Source organism: Streptomyces sp. NPDC002403 (assembly GCF_053593015.1).
Map to the genome: position 1 here is coordinate 17,058 of NZ_JBSFBQ010000044.1, position 20,676 is coordinate 37,733.

The window sequence follows — 20,676 nt, forward strand, 5'->3', positions numbered from 1 at the left end:
CACCGAAGGACGAGTATTTATAGATTTGAACTATGGATTAACACTTGTGACCCATCCGTCCCTCCACGCGAGGGACGGCTCTTCCGTCGAAGCCCTCTGTCTTCTCCACCCGGGCCCGTCATGCCGGTCAGGGGGTGGGAGAGCGTGGCGACATCGCGCTGCTCCCCGCCTACCGCGGTGCCGCCGGGCAGCGGGACCGCGCGGATGTGGCCGCAGAGGTCGGAAACGTAGGCGACGCCTGCCTCACCGTCCACGGCCAGGCCGATCGCCTCCTCGAAACCGCCGGCAAGGATCTCGGGGGCGCTCCCCGACGTGTCGGCTGCGGGAAGGGGGGCCCGGTTGAGCGTGTTGCCACCGGGCGGAGCGCCACGATCGGTCCAGTACAGCCAGTCGCCCTCGATGTGCAGATCGATCGGCTCGGGCAGCCCGCTCCACAGGATCTCGATGTCCGAACGGTTCCCGGCGCTCTCGCCGGGCGGGGCCTCCAGACCGGCACGGAGGATACGGCCCTTGTCGCCCTTGGCCGGCCCTTTCTGCGTCCAGTAGAGGTGCCCCCTGGCGGGGTCCACCGCCACGCCGATGCACTCGCCCATGATGCCCTCCTCGGGCGGGTTCACGACGAGGTCGGTCAGCCCACAGCCGTCCACGCGTACCCTGCTGATCCGGTGGCCCTCGCGGTCGCCCCAGTACAACGTTCCGGCGCCGTCGGAAGTCAACTGCTTGCCGGTCGTGATCACCCCGACAGGAACCACCTCACGCGGCGCGCCTCCATCAAGGTCCCTCGCGTGTACGCCGCCATTGCACCGGGAAAAGTCCTGTCCGGCTTCGCCCGGCTCGGCCGGGTCGACGACGGGTTCGCCCATGGTGGTCCAGCAGACCGTTCCGGACTCCACGACCACGCCGTCCGGGAAGGCCCCCGCATCCTCGACGAGGACCTCCACCCGGCCGTCGGGAAGGCTCACCCGCAGCACTTTTCCCGGCACGACCTGCAGCACGAGCAGTTCCTTCCACACGGCCGTCGCCTTTCTCTCGGTTACCTGGCGAGGTCCGTTCCAACGGTTCGCCCAGGAGAGGGGGAGCGGGGAAAGCAGAGGAGTACCGCCGGTCACTGCCCTTCGTCGGCCGCGGCCGGAGGCTCTGGCCAGCCCAGCAGCCCGAGGACGGCGCGCGTGCGGGTGTCGCGGAGCTCCGCCAGCCGCTCGTAGGCCGCCTCGCCGGTGCCGTAGGTCTGCTCGACCTCGTCGAGCACCCTCCCCATACCGGCAGGGTCCGGCTCGCCGATCTCGAAGGTCATCTGGGAGACGACATGTGTCACGAGGTGCCGCATCTCCTCCGGGCCGCCACCGAGAACGCCGCTCTGGAACGGGCCGATCGTGGCGTACCGGAGACCGAGCGACGCCCGGACCAGGTCGTCAAGGTCCGCCACGTCGATCACGCCCTGCTGGACGAGGTAGGTGGCCTGGTCGTTGAGGACCTTTTGGAGGCGGTTGCCGACGAATCCCGGGATCTCCTTCTTGAGCCGGATCGGCACCTTGCCCAGCTCTTGGTAGACCTCCATCGCCCGGTCGACGGTCCGCACGGACGTCTCCGGCCCAGGCACCACCTCCACCAAGGGCATGAGCTCCGGCGGGTTGAACGGGTGCCCGATCACCATGCGGTCGGCCGCCGGGTTGCCCTTGGCGATGAGGGACGGCAGCAGGGAGGACGAGGAGGAGGCCAGCACCACGTCGTCGCGGGTGTGCGCGGCGAGCGTCGCGAACATTTCCTCCTTGACCGGGATCCGTTCCGGCCCGGATTCCTGCACGAAGTCCGCGTCTGCGGCGACCTCCGCCAGATCGGCGGACGCGGTCACCAAGAGTCCGGCGAGATGCTGGTCCAGTACGTCCTGAAGATCGGGACGGGGGTCGCTCACTCGCACCTCCCAGCCCGCCGCGCCGAACAGCCGCGCCCACGAGATCCCGATCACTCCGGCACCGACGATCGCTGCTACGGCCACGGAGAACCACTCCAAGGAGCACGTGTAGGGAGCCTGACGCACAGGGGCAATCTCACCTCATTATTTCACGACAATTCGGGCCTCTCGCTTCGGAGACTCGACCGGGCCGCCGAGCCAGTCCCCCGGAGGCGCACTCGCGTGCTCGGCATCCGGCAGGCCCGGTCCATGACGGCCGGCCACCGAATCCGTTCGCGTGCGGTGCGGGTTCATGTACCCGTTGGTATGCCACCGACAGCGGGGCCGTCCCGTACGTCGCCGTAAGGACCGACAAGCGCCCGGGCGTGTCGTTCGCCCGGCCCGGCCGATCGTACGAAGGACCGGCTCGGACCCACACTTCGAAGCAGGACAGGCTGAGCGGGCCCCGCTGAAGTCTGAGCGAGAAACTAGCTGGTCACAGCATCCGCACCTCGGCCTCGGGGAGCTTCGCCCACCAGTGGTGGTAGCGGCTGTAGACCTCCACCTCGCGGTCGCTGAGGAGCGCCCTCAGGGACTGGGCCTCCGCGGTGAGTCCGTCCCAGGTAGCGGGTGACAGGGAATGGAAGGCCGTGGCCTCGATTCCGCCGCCCACCGGGCGCCACACACCAGCGACGTAGCCGTCCACCAGCAGGGTGGGCAGTACGTCGCCGTTCCTACGGATCACCAGGGGGCGGTAGGCCGGGGGTATCACCCGGCTGCGGTCGGCGTAGGCCAGCAGAATGCTGTCCCACATCGCCATGAGCCGGGGCGGCGCGGGAGTATCCGCGGGCGGCCGGGGGGCAGCCGGGAGGTCGAACAGCGTGCCGCCGTCCGGGCCCTGGAGCTGTTCGACAGCGCCCTCCAGGGCGCGCAGCGCCTCGCGGACGGGTGCCCGCTGCACCATGGCGAACTGCGCCACGTCCGCCACCGACGCGGGCCCGAAGCCTGCCAGATAGCGCAGAATCAGGGTCCGCAGCGCGTGTGGATCCACTGCCCGCCCTGCAGGTATGGGCCCGGTACCGGCCGCGACGAAGGACGGCCGGAAGCCGAATGCCCACGGCCCGTCTGTTGGGGCATGGTGCAGAGGCGTGTACGCCTTCAGCCCCCACCAGGCCCCGTCCTTCTTCTCGGCACCGAGCCGCTTCTCGACCCACGCCTGCATCTCTGCCGAAGTCCGCGGCCGGCGGGCGAAGGCCAGCAGCTCCGGCACCAGCTCGTCGGCGTCCGCTGGGGTCAGCCCAGCGTCCGCGAAGCGGAAACCGAGCCGGGAGGCGTACAGGGTGGGCTGCATCGCCGCACGCAGGACCGGATAGTCCTCGGCATGCACGGCGTGCAGAGTGATCCGCATCAGGGTCGCCTTGACCACCGCACGCCCGGCGAAGGCGTCATCGAGCTCGGCCGGAGCGAAACCGGTGACCCGGTTCCACAGCGCAAGGTACGGCGAGGCCGGATGCTGCGCCTGGAGCGCGACCACGCGCCGCACCGCTTCAGGGACGGTCAGTTGCTCACGATCCAGCAGCAGCTGGCGGCTGAGGGCGGCCCTGTTGAGTTCACGTGCAGTGATCATAACGGCGCAGGGTACCGCCCTGCCCCGCACCCGTCAGCGCCGCGTGTGCCAAGCCCGGTCACACGAATCCGCATCCGTCAAGGACCGATGGCACGCGCTCACGGGTCGCTGCCACCGGACAGCGGGAAGGGCAGCTGGGCACCCACTCCAGCGATTGTCCCGTCTCTGATGATCTGGTCCTTGTCCCAGTTGATCTGGTCCGATTCGCTCGTCGTCTCAAGCGAAGTGGTCCGACGATCCAAGCCTTTGTGTCCGGTCTCAGTGAAGCGCGGCTTGTCGCACTGATCTGTGTACGGGCCGGGCGGTGTACGGGGCCGGGACAGGTTTGAGTGAGACTGTCCAGCTTTGGGGTGGCTCTTGTCTCCGTTCAGGTGGCTTGTCTCATTCCAGTGGACATCGTCCTGGTGTGGACGATCAGGGGGGCCGCAGAGCGGCAGGGTCAGGGCGGCCGATTTCGAGGTGGCCTGGGTTCAAGGCGGGGTCGAGGTACGCGAGTCGCTGGCGGACGTGACGGACCTGGCCTTCGAGGAGGCCGATCCGGCGCGGGAGTTTCCGTCGTACCGGGGTCGGAGGAACTTTCCGGGTCTGTGCGGCCGATCTGTCCGCGGCAGGCAACGAGGTGTCGGAACGGACGCTGTTCCGGCTGAGAACGAAGTGGCGGGACGAAGGGCTGTGGGGGCTGGTGGATCGGCGAGCTACGAGGTTGTCCATGGCGCCGGGCACCGGCCGGGTGGACGAGCGCCTGGTCGAGCTGACGATCGCGGTCGATCCGGTGATCGTCCCGGACACGATCATCGTGGACCGGGGCAAGGTCTTCGTTCCCCCAGCATCACCGGATCGTCCGCCGGGGCGCCCATCCCTTCACCGAGCTGGGTTTGAGCAACGCGAAAACGGCGTACTGCCTCTTCGGCAGAGGTGGAACCGCCGACTCGAAGTGCTGGGCGAAGACCCGCTCGGTGATCCCCACCGCCCCTCCGAGCCTCGAATCGAAGTGGCTACCTACCCCGAAGTCATCGTGCTCACCGGCCTGTTCACCTCCCCGCACCGGCTCGGCCACCCCCAACTGCCCGCAGAGGCAGCACGCCGTTTTCGCGTTGCTCAGACCCAGCTCGGGCCGGGACTGGTCCGGAAACCGCCGCCTTCACTGCGAATCCTGGAGCAGGGCGTCTCACCACCCTGACAATTTGCAAGGGAATGATCTACTGAGCCCATGGGGAGCTCCTACATGGACTACCGCGGATGCGGGTTCTGGTCGCGTGACTTTCAGGCTGAGGTGTACCTCTACCTCCTGTCCAAGGAGGTAGCCGATGTCGCCGATCGTCCGGCGTGGCTCGATGCTGCCCGGGCCGATTGGCAATCACAGGCGACTACGGGCTTCATGGGGTGTGTCTCGTCATGTCTTGATGAGCACTTGGGAGTTGATCCGGATCGCGTCGCCATGGTGCTCGTCTTGGCGGAGCGGGTGCGGCAGCGGCTGGTGCAGTGGGCCCCCGCAATTCCGAAGGACGTCGTGAACGCGTTCGGAACCGGCGGCGAGGCGGAGCCGTTCAACCGCGACCTGGATACGGCCCTCCTGGTGGAGTTCTCCGATGCCTTTATCAGGCTGCTCCGCCATGAGATCCCTGCAGAGCCGGGTACAACCACGGCGTACTGACTCAAATGGGCACCACCGAGGCCGCTCGAATACCTTGAGCTGCGTCGACCAGATGGATTGAGACGGGTTGTCACTTGTTTGAGTGACGGCGTCCGCCTCTGGGCCATGGCCGACCACGAGGTGCTCCGCCCTCGCTGAGGGGGAGTTCTCGGCGAGGGCGGAGGCGTTGGTGGATGGGTCCGCGGTTTCTGTCACGGCGTGGGAGTGCGCCCCGGGCGTCGACGTCGGCTTCGTCGATGCCGACGGTGTTGAGCGTTGCGGGCCGTTGGCTCGTTGGTGGGGGGAGCCTTTCGAGCGGGGTTCCCCGGTGCGCCCGTTCGTCGCGTTCAAGGGGCAGAAGAACTTCACTGGCGAGTACTGGGCGGCCATGTCCCGGTCCCAGGTGGGCTACGAGTCGTGGGTGGAGCGGGACGCGGCGATGGCCCTGGACTTCGATTCGGCGGTCGTCGCCCGGGCCTGGTGGGCTGGCAGTTCCGCCAGGTCGGCGACCCGGACCAGCCCTACCGGGTGAACCTGCGCTGGCTGGCCCGCCACCGCCACCGCCGTTGCCACCGCGAGTCGGTGGCGGACCGGCTGAGAGAGGTGTTCGCCGAGCCGCTGCCCCTGTTCGCTGGGGCGGAATGGGTCGGGGACCGGTTGGCGGTGCTGCCGGTGCTCTACCACCTGCTCTGGCAGCACGAGTTGGCTGCAGACCTGACCGCTGGCCCACTCGGTGCCGGCACCCTGGTCAGCTAGAGTCCTGCTGTCGTAACAGCTGGTGACGGCGTCACGACACTACTGGTGAATAGAGCCAGCCGAACAAGCTGCCGCCAACCGCATTTCACGCCCCGGCGACGCCGTCGATGCGCTCCCGGATCAGGTCGGCGTGGCCGTTGTGACGCGCGTACTCCTCGATCATGTGGACCATGATCCAGCGCAGCGAAACCCCTCCGTCACCTACGTGGCCGGCTTCCTGCTCAGACAGCCGACCGGAGTCGTCCAGCGAGGCGGCAGCGATAAGCTCACGCCCTCGAACGATCTCTGTCTGCCAGACCGCCATGGCCTCGTCGAGTCCTCGGCCATCCTCAAGTGCAAAGCCGTCGGCGTTGCTCTCCCCGAAGACTGTGTGCACGTCCTGGCAGGCGAACACACGCTGGAACCAGTTGCGTTCCACCTCGGCCATGTGCTGGATGAGGCCCAGCAGTGTCATCGACGACGGCGCAGCCGACGCCAGCCGTAGTTGATCGTCTTTGAGGCCCGAGCACTTCAGGGCGAGAGTGGCACGGTGAAAGTCGAGCCACGATTCCAGCATGGCGCGCTCGCCAGCATGTGCGGGTGGGACAGGGCGTCCATCCGGTGTCGAAGTCATGCCAGGACCCTGGCACACACCGCCATGGACTTCGCGGGCCTTCGCTGGCGACGAACACGCGCGACCCCTCTCACCCAGGCAGCTCAGTGGCAACATCTTGCCGAGATAAGCGAGGTAACTCCCAGAAGGGCACCGGAACGGCATTCACAGAAGGTGGCACAACCGTACGTGCCACCTGGATTTCGAAGGCGAGACGGATCACTGAGAGTAGCTGCGTCACAGAAGTTGAGCCAGAACCGGAGAAATGACCTCAGTACATGGGTGAGACCGAGCGGCCGGGTTGGCCTGCCGTCGATGGCGTCGAGAGACTGGCCTCTGTGCGCAGTACTGGTAACCCGGGCTACGGGAAGCTGCGGAATTGCCGAACTTCCTGATCCTGATGCGAGCTGCTTGTGCGCACGAGTCCTGGGGCGGACGGTGGCCGGCTCGGGCTAGTTGGCCTCCCCCAAGCAGCTCAGGGCTTGGCGGAAGTCATCGAGGGCGGGCCTGAATTCGCGGGTGGCGGTGTGGAAGGTCGATCGGTCGATCAGGCTCCTGGCCAGTGCTCGCGTTCCCTCTGCCGGGTCGTGCTGAGACAGTCGGCGGGCCAGGCTCACTCCCTCGTCGAACAGGGAGTGCACTTGCTCCGCGAACAGATGGGTGCGGTTCTTCCAGTAGACAGCGGAGCGTATGGTGAGGACGCGATGCAGGCGGACCAGTTCGGCCAGGTGCTGGTCCGGATCTTCGGTGGCTCGCGGAGCGAGGGTGTCCACCTCTTCGCGGAGGGAGTGACGGCTCTCGAAGTAGCGCTGCTTGGCATCGGGCGACCACTGGATGGGCGCCGCACCCGAAGGCGGACGCGGTCCATCGGGCGCACTCCGATCGCTTTCGGTGCCGGAGAAGGACAGCAGCACCGCCCAGTACGACGCCTGATAGCCGCTCCAGGACTTCCACTCTCCGGTATCGGCCAACTCCTTCAGCAAGGCGAGTGCCTCTTGCCGCGCGAGGGCCGCCTGCTCGCCTCGGCCGTGGGTGTCAAGCATCTGTGCGTACCCGATGAGCGAGTAGAGATGGCAGGCCATCGGCCCACTGCCGTTCGCGGCTTCGGCCGCTTCCATGCTGACGAGTGTCTCGAATGCGGCGAGTGCTTCGCCGGACCGGCCGGCGTCGTGGAGAGCGGCGATCCACTCCAGCAGTGACCAGGCAAGAGCCCCGCTGCGGGGCCCGCCGGGCAGGATCGCTGCGACCAATTCGGTCATGGCATCGGCAGCCTCGGCATACCGGCCTTCCTCGGAGAGTCCGGCAGCCCACTCGTTCAGCCCTTTGACCACGGGACCTCCGGACAGTTCGGCCTGTGCGCGGCCAATGGCGAGCATTTCGGCACGCATGGCGAGTCCTTCGGTGCGTCGGCCCAGGCTGTACAGCTCTCTCTGGCACGTGTTGAGGGCCTGGTACAGAACATCCGCACGGGCAGGTTCGGCCGGATCGATGGACCGCGCCGCGGCCACCGCCTCCTCGCACAGCGAGAGACAGGCCGCATGCTTCTTGCCGGAACCGCTGTCGTAGCTCAGACGTTGCAGCGCCTTGGCCAAGAGCGGCAGGTACGAGGCGGGGCTGACCTGAGCGAGCACCCGGTAGGCGTCGACTTCCTCGCGCGGCGTGCGGCGTCCCGACGCGAGCAGTACATTCCGCGCTCGCACGATGTCGTCCTGATCGGCTTTCCCCGAGTGATTCATAGCGGAGATTCTGGGTGCCCCGGAGGGGCCGAACAAGGCTGGTCACCTGTGCCGTTCCTCCTACGAGAAAACCCTCTGAACTGTCATGATGGGTGTGACATCACTTTCCCGGGGTGTTCTGGTAACCCGGCCCATCAGTTCTTGCCGGGTTCCCTCCATGCCACCTCCGCTGCGTATCCCGGTCGGGTGTTGCCCGGCTCTTGGGACCAGACCGTGGCAGTGCTGATGTGGATGCCGAGAAGGTCGCCCAGGACGACAGCCGGGAGTTCGCCGGCGAGCCCCATGAGTGCGGTGGTGCGTCTGGTGTGGGCGGGCGCCGTGATGTTGTGGGCGTGTCCGTGCCTCAGGGCCCGGACCACAAAGTTCCGGATGGCGTAACTGCCGGACTCCTGGGAACTCGGCCACTGTTCGCTGTCGCTCTGCGTGCAGGTGGCCGGGGTCGCTCCACGTCGGCGAAGCCATGCGAGCAGACGGATGGCCCCCGGATCTCGAACCTCATGAAGCTGTAGGGGCCGGCGGTGGTCGGGCGACGCCGTGGAGAGCGTGCGTCGTCGAAGCCGGCGCAGGTGGAACCACGCGGTGAAGGCTTTGACGACCTGGCCGTCGGCTGGGTCCTGGCCCCCCTCCACGACGCGGTGGATCCACTGTTCAAACCGGATCAGCAGTTCGTCCCGTTCGGGCAGCACCCCGGTCGAGACCAGTGCGGCACGGAGGCAGCGAACCGGCTGCGGCTGCGGCAGTCGGTCAAGTACTTCGTGGGTGACGGGTCCGGTTTCAGCTACTGGCGCCGTGAGGACAGGGCGAGGCCCCCGATGCCGCAGCCGGCTGAGGAGGGACACGGGGCTGCTGGAGGCCGGGGCCGTGGTGTTCTCTGCTTTGGGCCGGGCGACCCGGACGTCGCGAGGGTCTGGGACCTCGCCGGCCTCGTGCATGGCGTTCAGGCGTTCCCCTCCAGAACGGCCACCACCGAGTTCGTCGTGCCGAGATCGATCCCGACCGCATGCCCCATGGCACGTCCCCCTTCCTGTACTGAATCGCACACGCAGGCCCGCTCGGCTTGTCCTGGTATCCCGCACAAAACTTGAGCGGCTACATGTCAAGTAGCCCTACGGCCAGGATGAACGGTCCTTGATCCACTCTTGCCTGATCGTCCGTGACGTTTCAGGATTCCGTGTGACGGGGTGAGGCGGGGAGAGGAGATCCTGTGCTGGAAGCCCTTGGGTTGACCGAGGACGAGGACCTGACCTATCGGGACCTGGTGCGCGAAGGACCGTGCAAGCCGGAGCAGTTGGCCGAGCGCACCGGGCTGCCGCCGAGGCGGGTCGAGGCGGCCCTCGACGGGCTGGTGGCCCGGGGCCTGACGATACGCGAGCCGGGCGCCGGGGGGCCGATGGCCGCCCAGCCGCCGGACAGCGCGGGCGAGTTGCTGCTGGCGCGCCGGATGCAGGAGCTGCTGGAGGCGCGTGCCGCGATGATGCGTCTCGCTCAGGAGTACCACGTGGACAACCGCAGGGCGGCCGGCCCGGTGGCGATCGAGCATGTCCCGAAGGACGCGCTCGCGACCCGGGTCGAGCAGATAGTGCGCCGGGCCCGCTCCGAGGTCCTGTACTTCGACACCCCGCCGTACTTCTCCGTGGACAACAGCGTCCAGGTGCAGAAGATGTCCGCCGGCGTCGTCTACCGCACGCTCTATGACCGGGACGCGGTCGAGTACCCGGGCGCCATGGAGCGCATCGACCAGTGTGTCCGGGCCGGTGAACAGGCCCGGGTGACGGCACGGCTGCCGATGAAGATGATGATCGTCGACCGTGAGGTGGCGGTGCTGCCCGCGCTGAGCGAGGCGGGCACTTGGCCGGGCGCCACCGGCATCATCCGCCCGAGCCCGCTGCTCACCGGGCTGCTCGAACTCTTCCAGCGGGTCTGGGACGACAGTGTCCCGCTCACCCCCGGTGAGGACGAGGCGCCCGACGCACTGGACCCGGCAGACACACGGCTCCTGACACTGCTGCTCAGCGGGCTCACCGACGAGGCGGTCGCCCGGCATCTGGGGATAGCCCGGCGCACCGTGCTGCGCCGGGCCCGGGGGCTGATGGACCGGGCGGGCGTGGCCACCCGTATGCAACTGGGCTGGTACGCGGCCCGACGCGGCTGGATCAGCGCGGCGGAGACGAGCTCACCGCCGCTGCCGGCAAGAAGCTGACCCGCGCCCCGCTGTGGCGTCCGAGTGCGCCCCACAGCGGGCTGGCTCTTTGGTGCCGTTGTCGCAAGTGCGCCGCCGCCTCCCCTTCTTTGCTCCCCTGTCTCACAGATAGCTTTCGGCTCGCCCCCTTGGTGATCAGACGGGACGTCGCACCCCGGCCGTTCCGTGCTGCTCGCTGACCTTTGGTGTGACGATCCGTTCAGCTAGGAGAGGCAGATGCCGAATTCCACACGCGGAAGATCCCGAAGACGACTGCTCGGCACCTCTGTGGCAGTCGCGCTCGGGACGGTGATCGCGGGCCTGCCGGCCGCGGGCTCCGTCCAGGCGGCGACCGGTACGTCGACGGGCACCGCGTCCCTGCCCACCGGCGCCACCGAGCAGCAGGAGCCCCGGTCCGTGACGCTCATCACCGGCGACAAGGTGACGCTCACTCCGGGACCGGACGGCAAGCGTGCTGTCACGGTGACCCCCGCCCCAGGGACCGCCAAGACCTTCCGCACCCTCACCACTCCCGACGGCGATCTGTACGTCTACCCGTCGGACTCCGTGGCCGGGATCGCCGCTCAGACGCTCGACCGGAACCTGTTCAACGTCACACGGCTGCTGGCCGACGGCCAGGCGGACGGCTCCGCCGACCGGGTCCCGGTCATCGTCGAGTACGCCGACCAGGCCTCGCGCGGCACCCTCACCCGCCGCGCGAAGGACCTGCCGTCCGGCAAGCCGGGCGTGGTGCTCGACCGGCTCGACATGGCGGCGGTCCGGGTCGAGAAGAAGGGCGCCGCGGGTTTCTGGCACACCGTCACCCCTGCACTGACCACGAAGAAGAACACCGCCGCGCGGACCTCGTCCGCCATCGGCCCCGTCGCGAAGATCTGGTACGACGCGAAGGCGAAGGTCTCCCTCGACCAGAGCGTGCCGCAGATCGGGGCACCCGCGGCCTGGGCGGCGGGACTCGACGGCAAGGGCACCAAGGTCGCCATCCTCGACACCGGCGTCGACACCACCCACCCCGACCTCAAGAACCGGATCGCCGCGACCAAGAGCTTCATGACCGGAGTCGACTCCGTCACCGACGGCCACGGCCACGGCACCCATGTCGCGTCGACCGTGGCAGGCACCGGCGCGGCGTCCGGCGGCCGGCTCAAGGGCGTCGCCCCCGGGGCGGAACTGTTGATCGGCAAGGTCCTCAGCGACGCGGGCAGCGGCCCCACCTCCGGGATCATCGCCGGAATGGAGTGGGCCGTCGACCAGGGCGCGGACGTCGTCAGCATGAGCCTGGGCTCAGATGCCTCGGCCGGCGGTGACCCGTCCCAGGAGGCCGTGGACCGGCTCAGCGCCTCCAGCGACACCCTCTTCGTGGTCGCCGCGGGCAACAGCGGCCCCGGCAAGTCGACCGTGGGCTCCCCGGGCACCGCCGACTCCGCCCTCACCGTGGGCGCGGTCGACAAGTCGGACCGGATAGCGGAGTTCTCCAGCCGAGGCCCCCGCGTCGGCGACAACGGCCTCAAGCCCGATCTGACCGCTCCCGGCGTCGACATCGTCGCCGCACGTGCCGCAGGCACCGCCATGGGCACGGTCGTCGACGAGCACTACACCTCGGCCAACGGCACCTCGATGGCGACCCCGCACGTAGCGGGTGCGGCGGCGCTGCTCAAGGAGCGCTACCCGGACTGGACCGGCGAGCAGCTCAAGGCGGCGCTCGTCTCCCACACCAAGCAGGGTGACACCACCGTCTACGACCAGGGAAGCGGCCGCACCGCGGTCGACGCCAGCCTGGACGCGTCCGTGGACATCGAGGGCAACGTCGACTTCGGCTTCCTCGACTTCGACGCCAAGAAGGCCCCGGAGCCGCGCACGCTGACCCTGCACAACCGTTCCGACAAAGCCGTGACGGTCTCCCTGGCCGCCCAGGCCAAGAGCGTCGAGTCCGACGAGGCACTGGTCGCGGGCGCGCTGACGTTCGCCGAGCCCGAGGTCACCGTCGCGGCGCACGGCGCCGCCCAGGTGAAGGTCACGCTCGACCCGGCCAAGGCCGAACCCGGTGTCTACTCCGGCACGGTGACCGCCTCGGCCGACGGGACCGCCGTGGCGCACACGGCCGTGGGCTTCACCCGTGACACCGAGCGGTTCGACCTGACCGTGCATCTGAAGGACCGGCACAGCGGAACCGCGGCTTCGGCCGACATCATCGTCATGGGTCTCGACAACGACACCTTCGTGCCGCGTACGGTCAGCGGGGTCACCAGCCAGACCTTCCGCGTGCCGAGCGGCCGCTACGCCGTCCTCGGCTCCGTCTCCACCGGCTCGAACGACTATCCCGTCAACTTCGAGTTCTACCGGACGCACGAGGCGACGGACCTCTTCAACCTCGACGACGTCACCGTGGCCGGAGCGGCCACCGACGTGGGCGTGGACGCTTCCGAGGCCGTCGACGTCAAGGTGAAGGTCAAGGACGAGAAGCGGCCCCTTGAGCGGTCCGCCCTCGACTACGAGGTGACCCGGCTCAACGAGGAGCGTCTCGGCACGACCTACGGCGTGATGGCCTACCCCTCCTCCTCGGACGAGGTGTTCGGCGCGATCCCCGCCGCCGCGCCCCGCACCGGCACCTCGGCCGTCTCGTTCTACGAGCGCAGCGCCCAGCCCGTCCTGACGGCGGCCGTCACGGGAGCCAACGGCTTCCCGCTGACCGTGAAGACCGCGCCCGATCTGGCCCGGTTCAGCGGCACGAAGAACCTCGCCGTGGTCGACGCGGGGGCAGCGACCCCTGCGGACCTCGCCGAGGTGGACGTCAAGGGCAAGGCCGCTCTGGTCCGTCACGACGACCCCCTGCATGTCGGGAGCCGGCTCGCGGCCCTGAAGGACGCGGGTGCCGCAGCCGTCGTCCTGCTGCCCGTGCCCGACGTCCCGTACAACGTGTACGCGGCGACATCCTCGCTCCCGGTGTTCGCCACCGGCGTCTCCGACGGTGCCGCACTCGCCAAGCGCGTCTCGCGGGGCGCGACCACCATCGCCCTGCACGGCCGGGAGGACTCCTCGTACGCGTACTCGGGGCAGTGGAGCTTCGAGAAGGGGATCCCCTCGAACCTCTCCCTCAAGGCGCACAAGCGGGACTTCGCAACGATCCACAACAGTGTGTACGGCGACGGCGGCCGGTCGAAGTCCTGGTACTCCCTCAGCTCCTGGAGCCGGCTGTTCCCCTACCCGGTCCGTCCGTGGCAGCAGGTGCGGCGCGGCGTCGAGCGTGACGAGTACGTGTACGCCGCCGACCCCGGCCAGCAGTTCATGCAGCTGATGGCGTCGGGCGAGGACAGCTCGCTGTACGAGTTGGAGACGGCGAAGACGTACCGGCCCGGTCAGGTCGAGCACGGGACCTGGTTCGCCGGACCCCTGACGCCGGCCGCGCTGGCATCCCGCACCCCGTGCGTGTTCTGCCGCGCCGGCAACACCTTCCTGCTGTACACGGCGCCGCACGATTCCGAGCCGGACCACGTGCTGTCGACCTCCGTTCTGAACGCCACCTGGGAGGCGTACCGCGACGGCAAGCCCATGGACGTCGCCGCCGGAATCGCCGACGGTGTGCCGGAGAAGGCGGACTACCGGTTCGTGGCGAATTTCGCCTACGACAGCACGAACGCGGATGACGGTATCCGGCACAGCACCGACATCACGACCGACTACCGCTTCACGTCGCAGGCCACGACGGACAAGGCCGACGACTGCGGTATCACCGGTATGGAGTACTGCGCCTACGATGCGGTGATCAACCCCGGGTACGACCTGCGGGTCGACCTCTTCAACAGGGCGCGGGCCAACCAGTCGTACTCCTTCACCCTCAACGCGGATCGCGCGGAGGGCTGGAAGGGCTCCACGGCGGTCTCCGGGGCGAAGGTGTCCGTCAGCTACGACGGCGGGACCACGTGGCAGCGGACCGATGTGAAGCGGCTGGACCGGGATTCGTTCCGGGTCTCCTACCATCACCCGAAGCTCACGTCCACCGACGGCTATGTCGCGGTCAGGACCGAGCTCTGGGACGACCACGGCAGCCGTACCCTGCAGAGCATCGAGAAGGCCTACGCGCTGCGCTGAGCGCGGGCGGGTGAGGCACACGGCATGACACAGGGCCGGGCACGGGTGGCGACACCCGTGCCCGGCCCCCTGCGCGTCAACGGACCATCCGGCCCAGGCCGGCTTCGCCGTGGGCGTGTTGGTCGTGCCAGTGAGCGCCTGGCTGACCGGGCAGTTCTTCTCGGCGTCCTCCGCGGCTTCGGTGAATCCCTGCTCGTCCCGAAATCAAGGGGAGACAATCCGGCGCAAGCAGTGCGGAACGAGTTCGTTGCCGAAGCCGAGGGCGTCGCGGTAGGCGGCGAACCGCGTCTCTGTCGCCCGTGGTTGCAGGCACCCTCCCCGCTCGGTCGGTCACACGGCCTTGCGGTTCGAGTGGTGCTTGAACCTCGGCCTGATGTTGACCAAGTAGTCCTCCATGGACTCCACGGCCCAGGGCATCACGCCGGCCACCATCCGCCGGCGGGGCCCCGACCCCTTGCTCGCCTTGCCGTAGGGGACATGGACCTGTCCGTACCGGCCCAACTCGGGTGCCTTCGGGTTGCGGTGGAAGTCCGTGAGGTCGAGCCGGGACACCTCCCGGCAGCGCAGCCCCACGCGTACATCGTCGTGTCCCTGTTCCGCGGTGAGGGAGAACGACCACTCGTCCATGTGGACAGCTGTCCAGCGCCGGAGGTAGTGCTCGCTGAACTCCATGAACCGGCGTACGAGCCGGACACGTTCAGCGATCGTGTCCGGGTCCAACCGCCGCCCGCGCTGCTGTTTCCCCCACCCGTCGAGCATCGCGCCGAACACGACGTCTTCCGGGTGCAGCAAGAACACGCTGTCCACCAGCTCCAGTCGAGCCGACCCCGGCGACACATCGTCGCGCCGAACCGCACCAACCCCCTGCATCAGGAGGTCGAATCATGCACCAAATGAATGACCCACACCATCGGGGCAGGTCAGAGGACCCTTCGGAGAAGGCCAGCGGCTGCCCCGATCACGGCAGTACCCAGGCGCCAACGCATGAGGGGCCACGCATCGAATGCAACTCTCCGGGGTTCGTCGCGTTTGTGGTCGTCTCAGGTCTACCGGGCAGCGGCAAGAGCACCCTGGCACGGAGTCTGGCCAGACACCTCAGCCTTCCGTTGATCGACAAGGATGTGATCCTGGAATCCCTCTACGACTCGCTCGGAGTCGGTGACCATGCCTGGCGAAGCAGGCTGAGCAGAGCAAGCGACGACATCATGTTCGCCTTGGCAGCGGACGCCGGCCAGGCCGTGCTCGACAACTGGTGGCATCACGACACCGCTCCCAGCCGGCTCCAGAGCCTCGCCGGCCTCTTGATCGAAGTCCATTGCGACTGCGACGTCGCCCTCGCCGCCAAGCGTTTTCAGGCCCGCACCCGACACCCCGGCCACCTCGATCCGCAACTCACCCCCCAGCAGGCCGCCGAGCGCGTGGCCGCCGTACGTGCCACTTACCCGGGCCCACTCAACTTGGGCGGTCCATTGCTGACCGTCGACACCAGCCGCCCCGCCGACGTTGCCGAGATCGCTGAGAAGATCGCGCACACCCTCGGCACCCACCACAACGAGCAGACGGCACTTCCTTCGGAATGTCACATTGGCCCCGATACTGGGCCGGGTCGACCCAATCGCTCCATGGGCCGACTCGGCCGCTCATTCTCAAAGGACGACCCCCGCCCGCGAAGGCGAGACTGAACCCGCTGGAAGAGTAGTTCGACACCGGGGCGGTCGGGTTCCGTGTAGCCGACTGCATCGATGCAGGGCGGGAAACCACCCGCCCGAACCCGGTGCGTGTGATCCACTGCTGGTCGTGCCGTTGCCACTGCTGGGCCTCGGCAACACCCTGGTCGACCGCGATGGGGGCCTTCCGTACCGCGGTCGCGGACTTCCTTGCCCGACATGGCCTGCCCGACTCGGGCGATGAGCGCGATCATGTTGCGGCTGTTGCGGCTGTTGCGGCTGTTGCGGCTGTTGCGGCTGTTGCGGCTGTTGCGGTCGAGCATGGTGACGGTGAGGGTGTCGGCCGGGCGCAGGTCGGCGAGCGCCTTGTTGCACTCGGGGCAGATCTTCTCGCGGGTGCCGATCCTCCCGACGTAGATGCGTACGCAGCCGACCTTCTCGAGGAGGCGGACCTGTGCGGCGAGGTCCTGTCTCCCTTGCCTGAGACGCGGGCGTGGCCGGTGAGGTCGCCGGTCCTCGCGAGCGCGCCGCCGACGCCGAGTTCGGGTTCGGGTTCGGGGCCGGGCTGCCATGGCCGGCCCGGACCGCGTGCGGCGGGGATGCGGATCGCTGGCCCGGACTTCAGAGCGGGGATCTTGCCGTTGCGGCCGGTGCGGCAGGCGACGGCGACGACGCCGGAGTTCGCCCGGCACGGCGATCCGGGCGGTGCCCCGCAGCACGGCTCCCGCTCGACGAGCTCTGCGCGAGCGATCTCGTCCAGTTCACCGGTCACGTGTCCACTCCCGTCTGGCCGCTTGAAGCTGTCGTCCCGAGATCGGTCCCCCGCTCGCTGCGGCCGCCCGATGTTCCGGGACGCCTTTCGGGACGGGTTCCCGTCGCCGGAGGGCTGTATCGGGCGGTCGTCCCGAAATCGACTGATTCCGGGACGCACAGGCGAACGACGGCCGTGCGGATCCACGCCAGGACAGCGCCGAGCTCGGGCGCCACCGACACCTACCCCCTGTTCATGCACGACAAGGACCTGGGCAACAAGAGCTTGGAACTCCACCTGCGCGAAGCGGTCATCCGCACCTGCCAGCACATCCACTTCAACCCGGTCCGGCTCCACCGCTCACACTGCCGCCGCGACGCCGCGCGCCTCGCCGCGCTCGCGTACGGGGACGGCCCCCTCACCGCCGACTCCGGAGACGCCCCGAGAACGGCCTCCAGCTCCTCGATCGGTGTGGGTGTTGTCATGCGCCCTGCCCCCGTAGCGGTCTCGCAGAGTTCGTTCCGTCGCATACCGAAACGGACCGGATGAGCTATGGAGCAGCATCGCTCGCCCACCACTGTCATGCGGGTGCTGCGCGAGCATGATGAGCAGACCGCCATGGCGGCGAGCACGTGACACCTTGCTACTTTGCGGCTGGTGTCTGAGTTGGGGCTTGTCTCCTTGAAGCGCGGTGCGCAAGGTGCTGCATGCCGGATCGATATCCTGTGTCGGCGCTGGCTGCATGGTGCGAAACTTCAGGCCATGACCTCACCCGAGCTCAGTGAACTGGACTATCTCCGGGAGATCGAGCGCCTCGCCAATCGTGTCAGAGTGGAGGCATCCACCGAGGGATGGCTCTCGCTCCAGGCAGACCCGGAAGAGGCGACACCACTCCAGCACAGTGTGAACGTGCTTGCTCGGGCTCTGCGCCACTACCACTTCGAGGGCGATGGCTGCTTGGAGGAGGACCGGCCTCTGGTCCGCCTCGTCGGAGCTTCGGTGTTGAAGCCCGGGACCATGCCGGCCGGGATGGACGATGCGTACGAGGAGGTGTGTGCACGGCTCGGGGTCGAACCCAGGTCTGAGGGCTGGGCTCTGTGGAACACCTGGAGCGACGGGGACCTGAAGGTGACCATGGTGGTGTCCGCCGTCGAGGCGACCGAGGGGCTATTCGAGAACTGGGCGCACGGAAGGGCACTCGATCCGGTTTCACCGCTGCCCTCCCAGATCGTCCTCGTCCTCCAGGGATGGATAGGACCGATGACGTTCTCACCTCGCGGCGTCAGCCGGACGGGCCTCGGCAGTCAGCCGCTGTCCTAGGCTCTGATCCTCAGTCAAAGCCGCGTCCACATGAGAATCGTCGCGAGGTGCAGTGCGGCCTGGCAGACGGTGCAGTCCACCGACACGGTCCAGCCGATGTCGTCCGCACGACGCGCTGATCTCCACCAAGGCCTGCTCGAACCGGCCTGCAGCCTGATACGTCTGCGCCAGCTTCAACGGACGGCCAGTCGCTGGGTCAGTAGCGGAGGCGGGCCTCAGCCCCGTCGATACGCACGATGCAGTTCTTGAAGAGCTGCAACGGAGCCTGCAGGCCGCCGGCCGGAGCCAAGGTGAGCCCCAGGTCCTGCAACGGCTTGACCAGGGCGACGAACCTGGCCCCATCCGGGTCCGGACCTCTGAAGGCCACCCATGTCTCGAACAACGCCCTCACGCTCTCCCATCCCGGTCCCGGGGTGAAGCGCGCCAGGAAGAACGACTGATCGCAGCCGTACTCACTGAGCTCACCGACCAGGACGTCTCCCCGCAAGAGCCGCCACTGCGTCATCTGGTGCCCCCGTCGCCCACCGTCCGGTCGAGGACGCATCTTCGCAGCGCATAACCCTCTGGCCAAGCACTTCATTCTGAAATGATCAGTCAGTCATCCTGGAAACGTGCTGCTTTCGCGAACGCTTCCGCCGGAACGTGATCAGGCAGCGAACTCACTTTCATGGCCCTCGTCGTGGCCACGTGTGTCCTTGGCCGGAGGACACGAACAAACGAAGGCCGCATCGGCGTCCGGCGAACACCCGGGTGAGCAGCCTAGTTCGAGGAGCCTTTCAACTCCTCGATAGCCTGCGTCACCATGATGCGCTCTTGGATCCTCCCGATGCTGCTTGTGATCTGCGGCTCGGCCGTCGCGACTGGGCTGATCCTCAAGGGGAGTCCCGGCACAGCCGCAGTTCTCCTCCTGGCATTCCTGGCGTTCGCCGGTATGAACTCGCCCCTGATCGTCCCGAGGTCGATCGATGCACTGGAGGCACAACGCCGCAGCGCGGTCGACGGCCGGCCGGTCGCTTTCTGGCGGCCGGGCTGCAAGTACTGCATGCGATTGCGCATTCGGCTGGGCCGCAGCGCCCGCCAGTTACACTGGGTCAATATCTGGCACGACCCGGCAGGAGCCGCAGCGGTGAGGGCAGCCAACGACGGCAATGAGACGGTTCCGACCGTCGTCGTGGCGGGCCGGCCACACACCAACCCCGATCCCGAATGGGTGCGCGAACAGCTCTCCCCTTCCGCGTGATCAGAAGCCGCGCCGTACCAGAGAGACGACCGCAGACCCGACCGGACGGAAGCTGAAGGACAAACTCAGAAGACCACAGTGATCTTTCCCGCCAAGCCGCCCTGGAGGAAACGAGATTGCGTGCCCTGGATCTCTTGGAGACCGAAGGTTGCGTGCACGCGCAATTCCAAGAAGCCGTCGTCGACGAGTTCGCTCAGGACGGCAAGTCCCGCTCCGTCCTCGCGCACCTGGTTGACGGTGGCACGCACACCGCGGAATGACAGGTCGTGCACAGGACCGGCCTGGGTAGCTATCGACGCGCACCGGCCACCGTCGGCCACCGCCTCGGTAACGAAGCCCCCGATGGTGTCGAAGACCGCGTCGCAGTGACGGTCCTGCACAACGTTGGGGTCCGTGGTGACGAGGTCGGCACCCTGGCTGCGGGCGAAGGCGACCTGCGCGTCGTGGGAGACCATGACATAGATCTCGGCGCCCCCTGCGCGGGCGATCTGCAGCGCCAACCCGCCAACCGCTCCGGCGATCAGCAGTCGCTCTCCCGCCTTCACCTCCAGCCGGCCCAATGTCTGCAGCGCCGTCAGGCCCGGCAACGGCAACGTGGCTGCCGCAACCAGGCTGACCGACTGCGGCGCAAAGGCAACCGCTTCCGCGGGGAGCGCTACCAGATCGGCCCAGGTTCCTCGGCCGGAGCCGAGTTGGTGTGACATAGCCATGATGCGATCACCGGTAAGCAGACCCGTGCTTTTCTCACGGATCCCCATCAGCCTGGCGACAGAGGGATCAGCGGCCCGCCTCGGACGAACGTGAACTTCGGGATCCGGCGGCCAGAGAGGGTTGTGCCATGGATACTGCCGGAGTGTCGATGGACCTCGAGAGCGCCGGCGCGCTGGGTGCTCATGACCCGAACCCCCTGCTCGGAGTACGCGAGACACGGTGACTCGATGCGAAGGCAGCCCCGCACCAGCTGGCTGGCCCCAGGCCGGCCGGGAAGCTCTCCAGGGATGTGGCCGCACTCGCCGACGGAGGCGGCGGAGTGATCGTCATCGGCATCGCCGGCCGTCCGGAACACGAAGAGGAGGTCCTGGACCATGTAGCCGGGGTCGACCCGGCCGCACTGGCGGGGTCGACCCGGCCGCACTGACCTGGACCAGATCCGCAAGCTCGCCCGTCAACGGATCAC

20 protein-coding genes and 1 pseudogene are annotated in these 20,676 nt (G+C 68.0%); 12 read left to right on the forward strand and 9 right to left on the reverse strand.

What is annotated here, in order from left to right:
- Positions 1–17: 17 nt before the first annotated feature.
- The 3 genes from ACWCPY_RS33050 to ACWCPY_RS33060 form a co-directional block, all read right to left on the reverse strand.
- Positions 18–1,013, reverse strand: a complete 996-nt coding sequence (locus tag ACWCPY_RS33050) for a hypothetical protein (protein WP_451271215.1) — start codon at positions 1,011–1,013, stop codon at positions 18–20.
- Positions 1,014–1,105: 92 nt separating this feature from the next.
- The gene (locus ACWCPY_RS33055) at positions 1,106–2,011 is read right to left on the reverse strand and encodes a 3-hydroxyacyl-CoA dehydrogenase NAD-binding domain-containing protein (RefSeq protein WP_451271217.1); all 906 of its coding nucleotides are present in this window, start codon (positions 2,009–2,011) and stop codon (positions 1,106–1,108) included.
- Positions 2,012–2,387: 376 nt separating this feature from the next.
- The gene (locus tag ACWCPY_RS33060) at positions 2,388–3,518 is read right to left on the reverse strand and encodes a winged helix DNA-binding domain-containing protein (protein ID WP_451271219.1); all 1,131 of its coding nucleotides are present in this window, start codon (positions 3,516–3,518) and stop codon (positions 2,388–2,390) included.
- A 709-nt stretch (positions 3,519–4,227) separates the two neighbouring features.
- On the opposite strand from ACWCPY_RS33060, the gene ACWCPY_RS33065 reads away from it, so the two are divergent.
- The 4 genes from ACWCPY_RS33065 to ACWCPY_RS33080 all read left to right on the forward strand — a co-directional run bounded on the left by ACWCPY_RS33065 (position 4,228) and on the right by ACWCPY_RS33080 (position 5,907).
- Positions 4,228–4,698 (forward strand): hypothetical protein, encoded by a 471-nt coding sequence (locus ACWCPY_RS33065; RefSeq protein WP_451271221.1) that lies wholly within the window; start codon positions 4,228–4,230, stop codon positions 4,696–4,698.
- A 45-nt stretch (positions 4,699–4,743) separates the two neighbouring features.
- Positions 4,744–5,172: a hypothetical protein gene (locus ACWCPY_RS33070; RefSeq protein ID WP_451271223.1), complete on the forward strand. Its 429-nt coding sequence runs from the start codon at positions 4,744–4,746 to the stop codon at positions 5,170–5,172.
- 307 nt (positions 5,173–5,479) lie between these two features.
- On the forward strand, positions 5,480–5,683 hold the full coding sequence (locus tag ACWCPY_RS33075) for a hypothetical protein (protein WP_451271225.1): 204 nt from the start codon (positions 5,480–5,482) through the stop codon (positions 5,681–5,683).
- Entirely contained in the window at positions 5,632–5,907 is a 276-nt protein-coding gene (locus ACWCPY_RS33080) for a hypothetical protein (RefSeq protein ID WP_451271227.1), read from the forward strand. Before ACWCPY_RS33075 ends, ACWCPY_RS33080 begins: the two co-directional genes overlap by 52 nt.
- Before the next feature lie 85 nt (positions 5,908–5,992).
- On the opposite strand, the gene ACWCPY_RS33085 is transcribed toward ACWCPY_RS33080, so the two are convergent.
- Positions 5,993–6,520 carry a DinB family protein gene (locus ACWCPY_RS33085; RefSeq protein WP_451271229.1) on the reverse strand — a complete coding sequence of 176 codons (528 nt, stop codon included), beginning with the start codon at positions 6,518–6,520 and terminating at the stop codon, positions 5,993–5,995.
- 431 nt (positions 6,521–6,951) lie between these two features.
- A complete protein-coding gene (locus ACWCPY_RS33090; protein WP_451271231.1) occupies positions 6,952–8,235 on the reverse strand; it encodes a hypothetical protein in 1,284 nt (427 codons plus the stop codon).
- 1,204 nt (positions 8,236–9,439) lie between these two features.
- On the opposite strand from ACWCPY_RS33090, the gene ACWCPY_RS33095 reads away from it, so the two are divergent.
- Both ACWCPY_RS33095 and ACWCPY_RS33100 read left to right on the forward strand, forming a co-directional pair.
- Entirely contained in the window at positions 9,440–10,435 is a 996-nt protein-coding gene (locus ACWCPY_RS33095) for a helix-turn-helix domain-containing protein (protein WP_451271233.1), read from the forward strand.
- A gap of 216 nt (positions 10,436–10,651) precedes the next feature.
- Positions 10,652–14,521, forward strand: coding sequence for a S8 family peptidase (locus tag ACWCPY_RS33100; protein WP_451271235.1), 3,870 nt, complete (start codon positions 10,652–10,654; stop codon positions 14,519–14,521).
- Between the two features lie 96 nt (positions 14,522–14,617).
- Here ACWCPY_RS33100 and ACWCPY_RS33105 read toward each other — a convergent pair.
- Positions 14,618–14,719, reverse strand: a pseudogene (locus ACWCPY_RS33105) (peroxiredoxin); the annotation flags it as partial.
- A gap of 132 nt (positions 14,720–14,851) precedes the next feature.
- Positions 14,852–15,328, reverse strand: coding sequence for a hypothetical protein (locus ACWCPY_RS33110; protein ID WP_451271237.1), 477 nt, complete (start codon positions 15,326–15,328; stop codon positions 14,852–14,854).
- Positions 15,329–15,414: 86 nt separating this feature from the next.
- Here ACWCPY_RS33110 and ACWCPY_RS33115 point away from each other — a divergent pair, with 86 nt between their 5' ends.
- The 4 genes from ACWCPY_RS33115 (at position 15,415) to ACWCPY_RS33130 (ending at position 18,259) form a co-directional block, all read left to right on the forward strand.
- A complete protein-coding gene (locus tag ACWCPY_RS33115) occupies positions 15,415–16,203 on the forward strand; it encodes an AAA family ATPase (protein ID WP_451271239.1) in 789 nt (262 codons plus the stop codon).
- A gap of 225 nt (positions 16,204–16,428) precedes the next feature.
- Positions 16,429–16,605 (forward strand): hypothetical protein, encoded by a 177-nt coding sequence (locus tag ACWCPY_RS33120; protein ID WP_451271241.1) that lies wholly within the window; start codon positions 16,429–16,431, stop codon positions 16,603–16,605.
- A gap of 589 nt (positions 16,606–17,194) precedes the next feature.
- Positions 17,195–17,488, forward strand: a complete 294-nt coding sequence (locus ACWCPY_RS33125) for a hypothetical protein (RefSeq protein WP_451271243.1) — start codon at positions 17,195–17,197, stop codon at positions 17,486–17,488.
- Between the two features lie 213 nt (positions 17,489–17,701).
- A complete protein-coding gene (locus tag ACWCPY_RS33130; RefSeq protein ID WP_451271245.1) occupies positions 17,702–18,259 on the forward strand; it encodes a hypothetical protein in 558 nt (185 codons plus the stop codon).
- Between the two features lie 196 nt (positions 18,260–18,455).
- On the opposite strand, the gene ACWCPY_RS33135 is transcribed toward ACWCPY_RS33130, so the two are convergent.
- Positions 18,456–18,764, reverse strand: coding sequence for a hypothetical protein (locus tag ACWCPY_RS33135; protein WP_451271247.1), 309 nt, complete (start codon positions 18,762–18,764; stop codon positions 18,456–18,458).
- A 297-nt stretch (positions 18,765–19,061) separates the two neighbouring features.
- Here ACWCPY_RS33135 and ACWCPY_RS33140 point away from each other — a divergent pair, with 297 nt between their 5' ends.
- Positions 19,062–19,499, forward strand: a complete 438-nt coding sequence (locus ACWCPY_RS33140) for a glutaredoxin domain-containing protein (protein WP_451271249.1) — start codon at positions 19,062–19,064, stop codon at positions 19,497–19,499.
- 65 nt (positions 19,500–19,564) lie between these two features.
- Here ACWCPY_RS33140 and ACWCPY_RS33145 read toward each other — a convergent pair whose 3' ends face one another.
- Positions 19,565–20,203 (reverse strand): zinc-binding dehydrogenase, encoded by a 639-nt coding sequence (locus ACWCPY_RS33145; RefSeq protein WP_451271251.1) that lies wholly within the window; start codon positions 20,201–20,203, stop codon positions 19,565–19,567.
- Between the two features lie 296 nt (positions 20,204–20,499).
- Between ACWCPY_RS33145 and ACWCPY_RS33150 the strand changes: the two genes are divergently transcribed.
- On the forward strand, positions 20,500–20,637 hold the full coding sequence (locus tag ACWCPY_RS33150; RefSeq protein WP_451271253.1) for a hypothetical protein: 138 nt from the start codon (positions 20,500–20,502) through the stop codon (positions 20,635–20,637).
- Positions 20,638–20,676 lie beyond the last annotated feature (39 nt).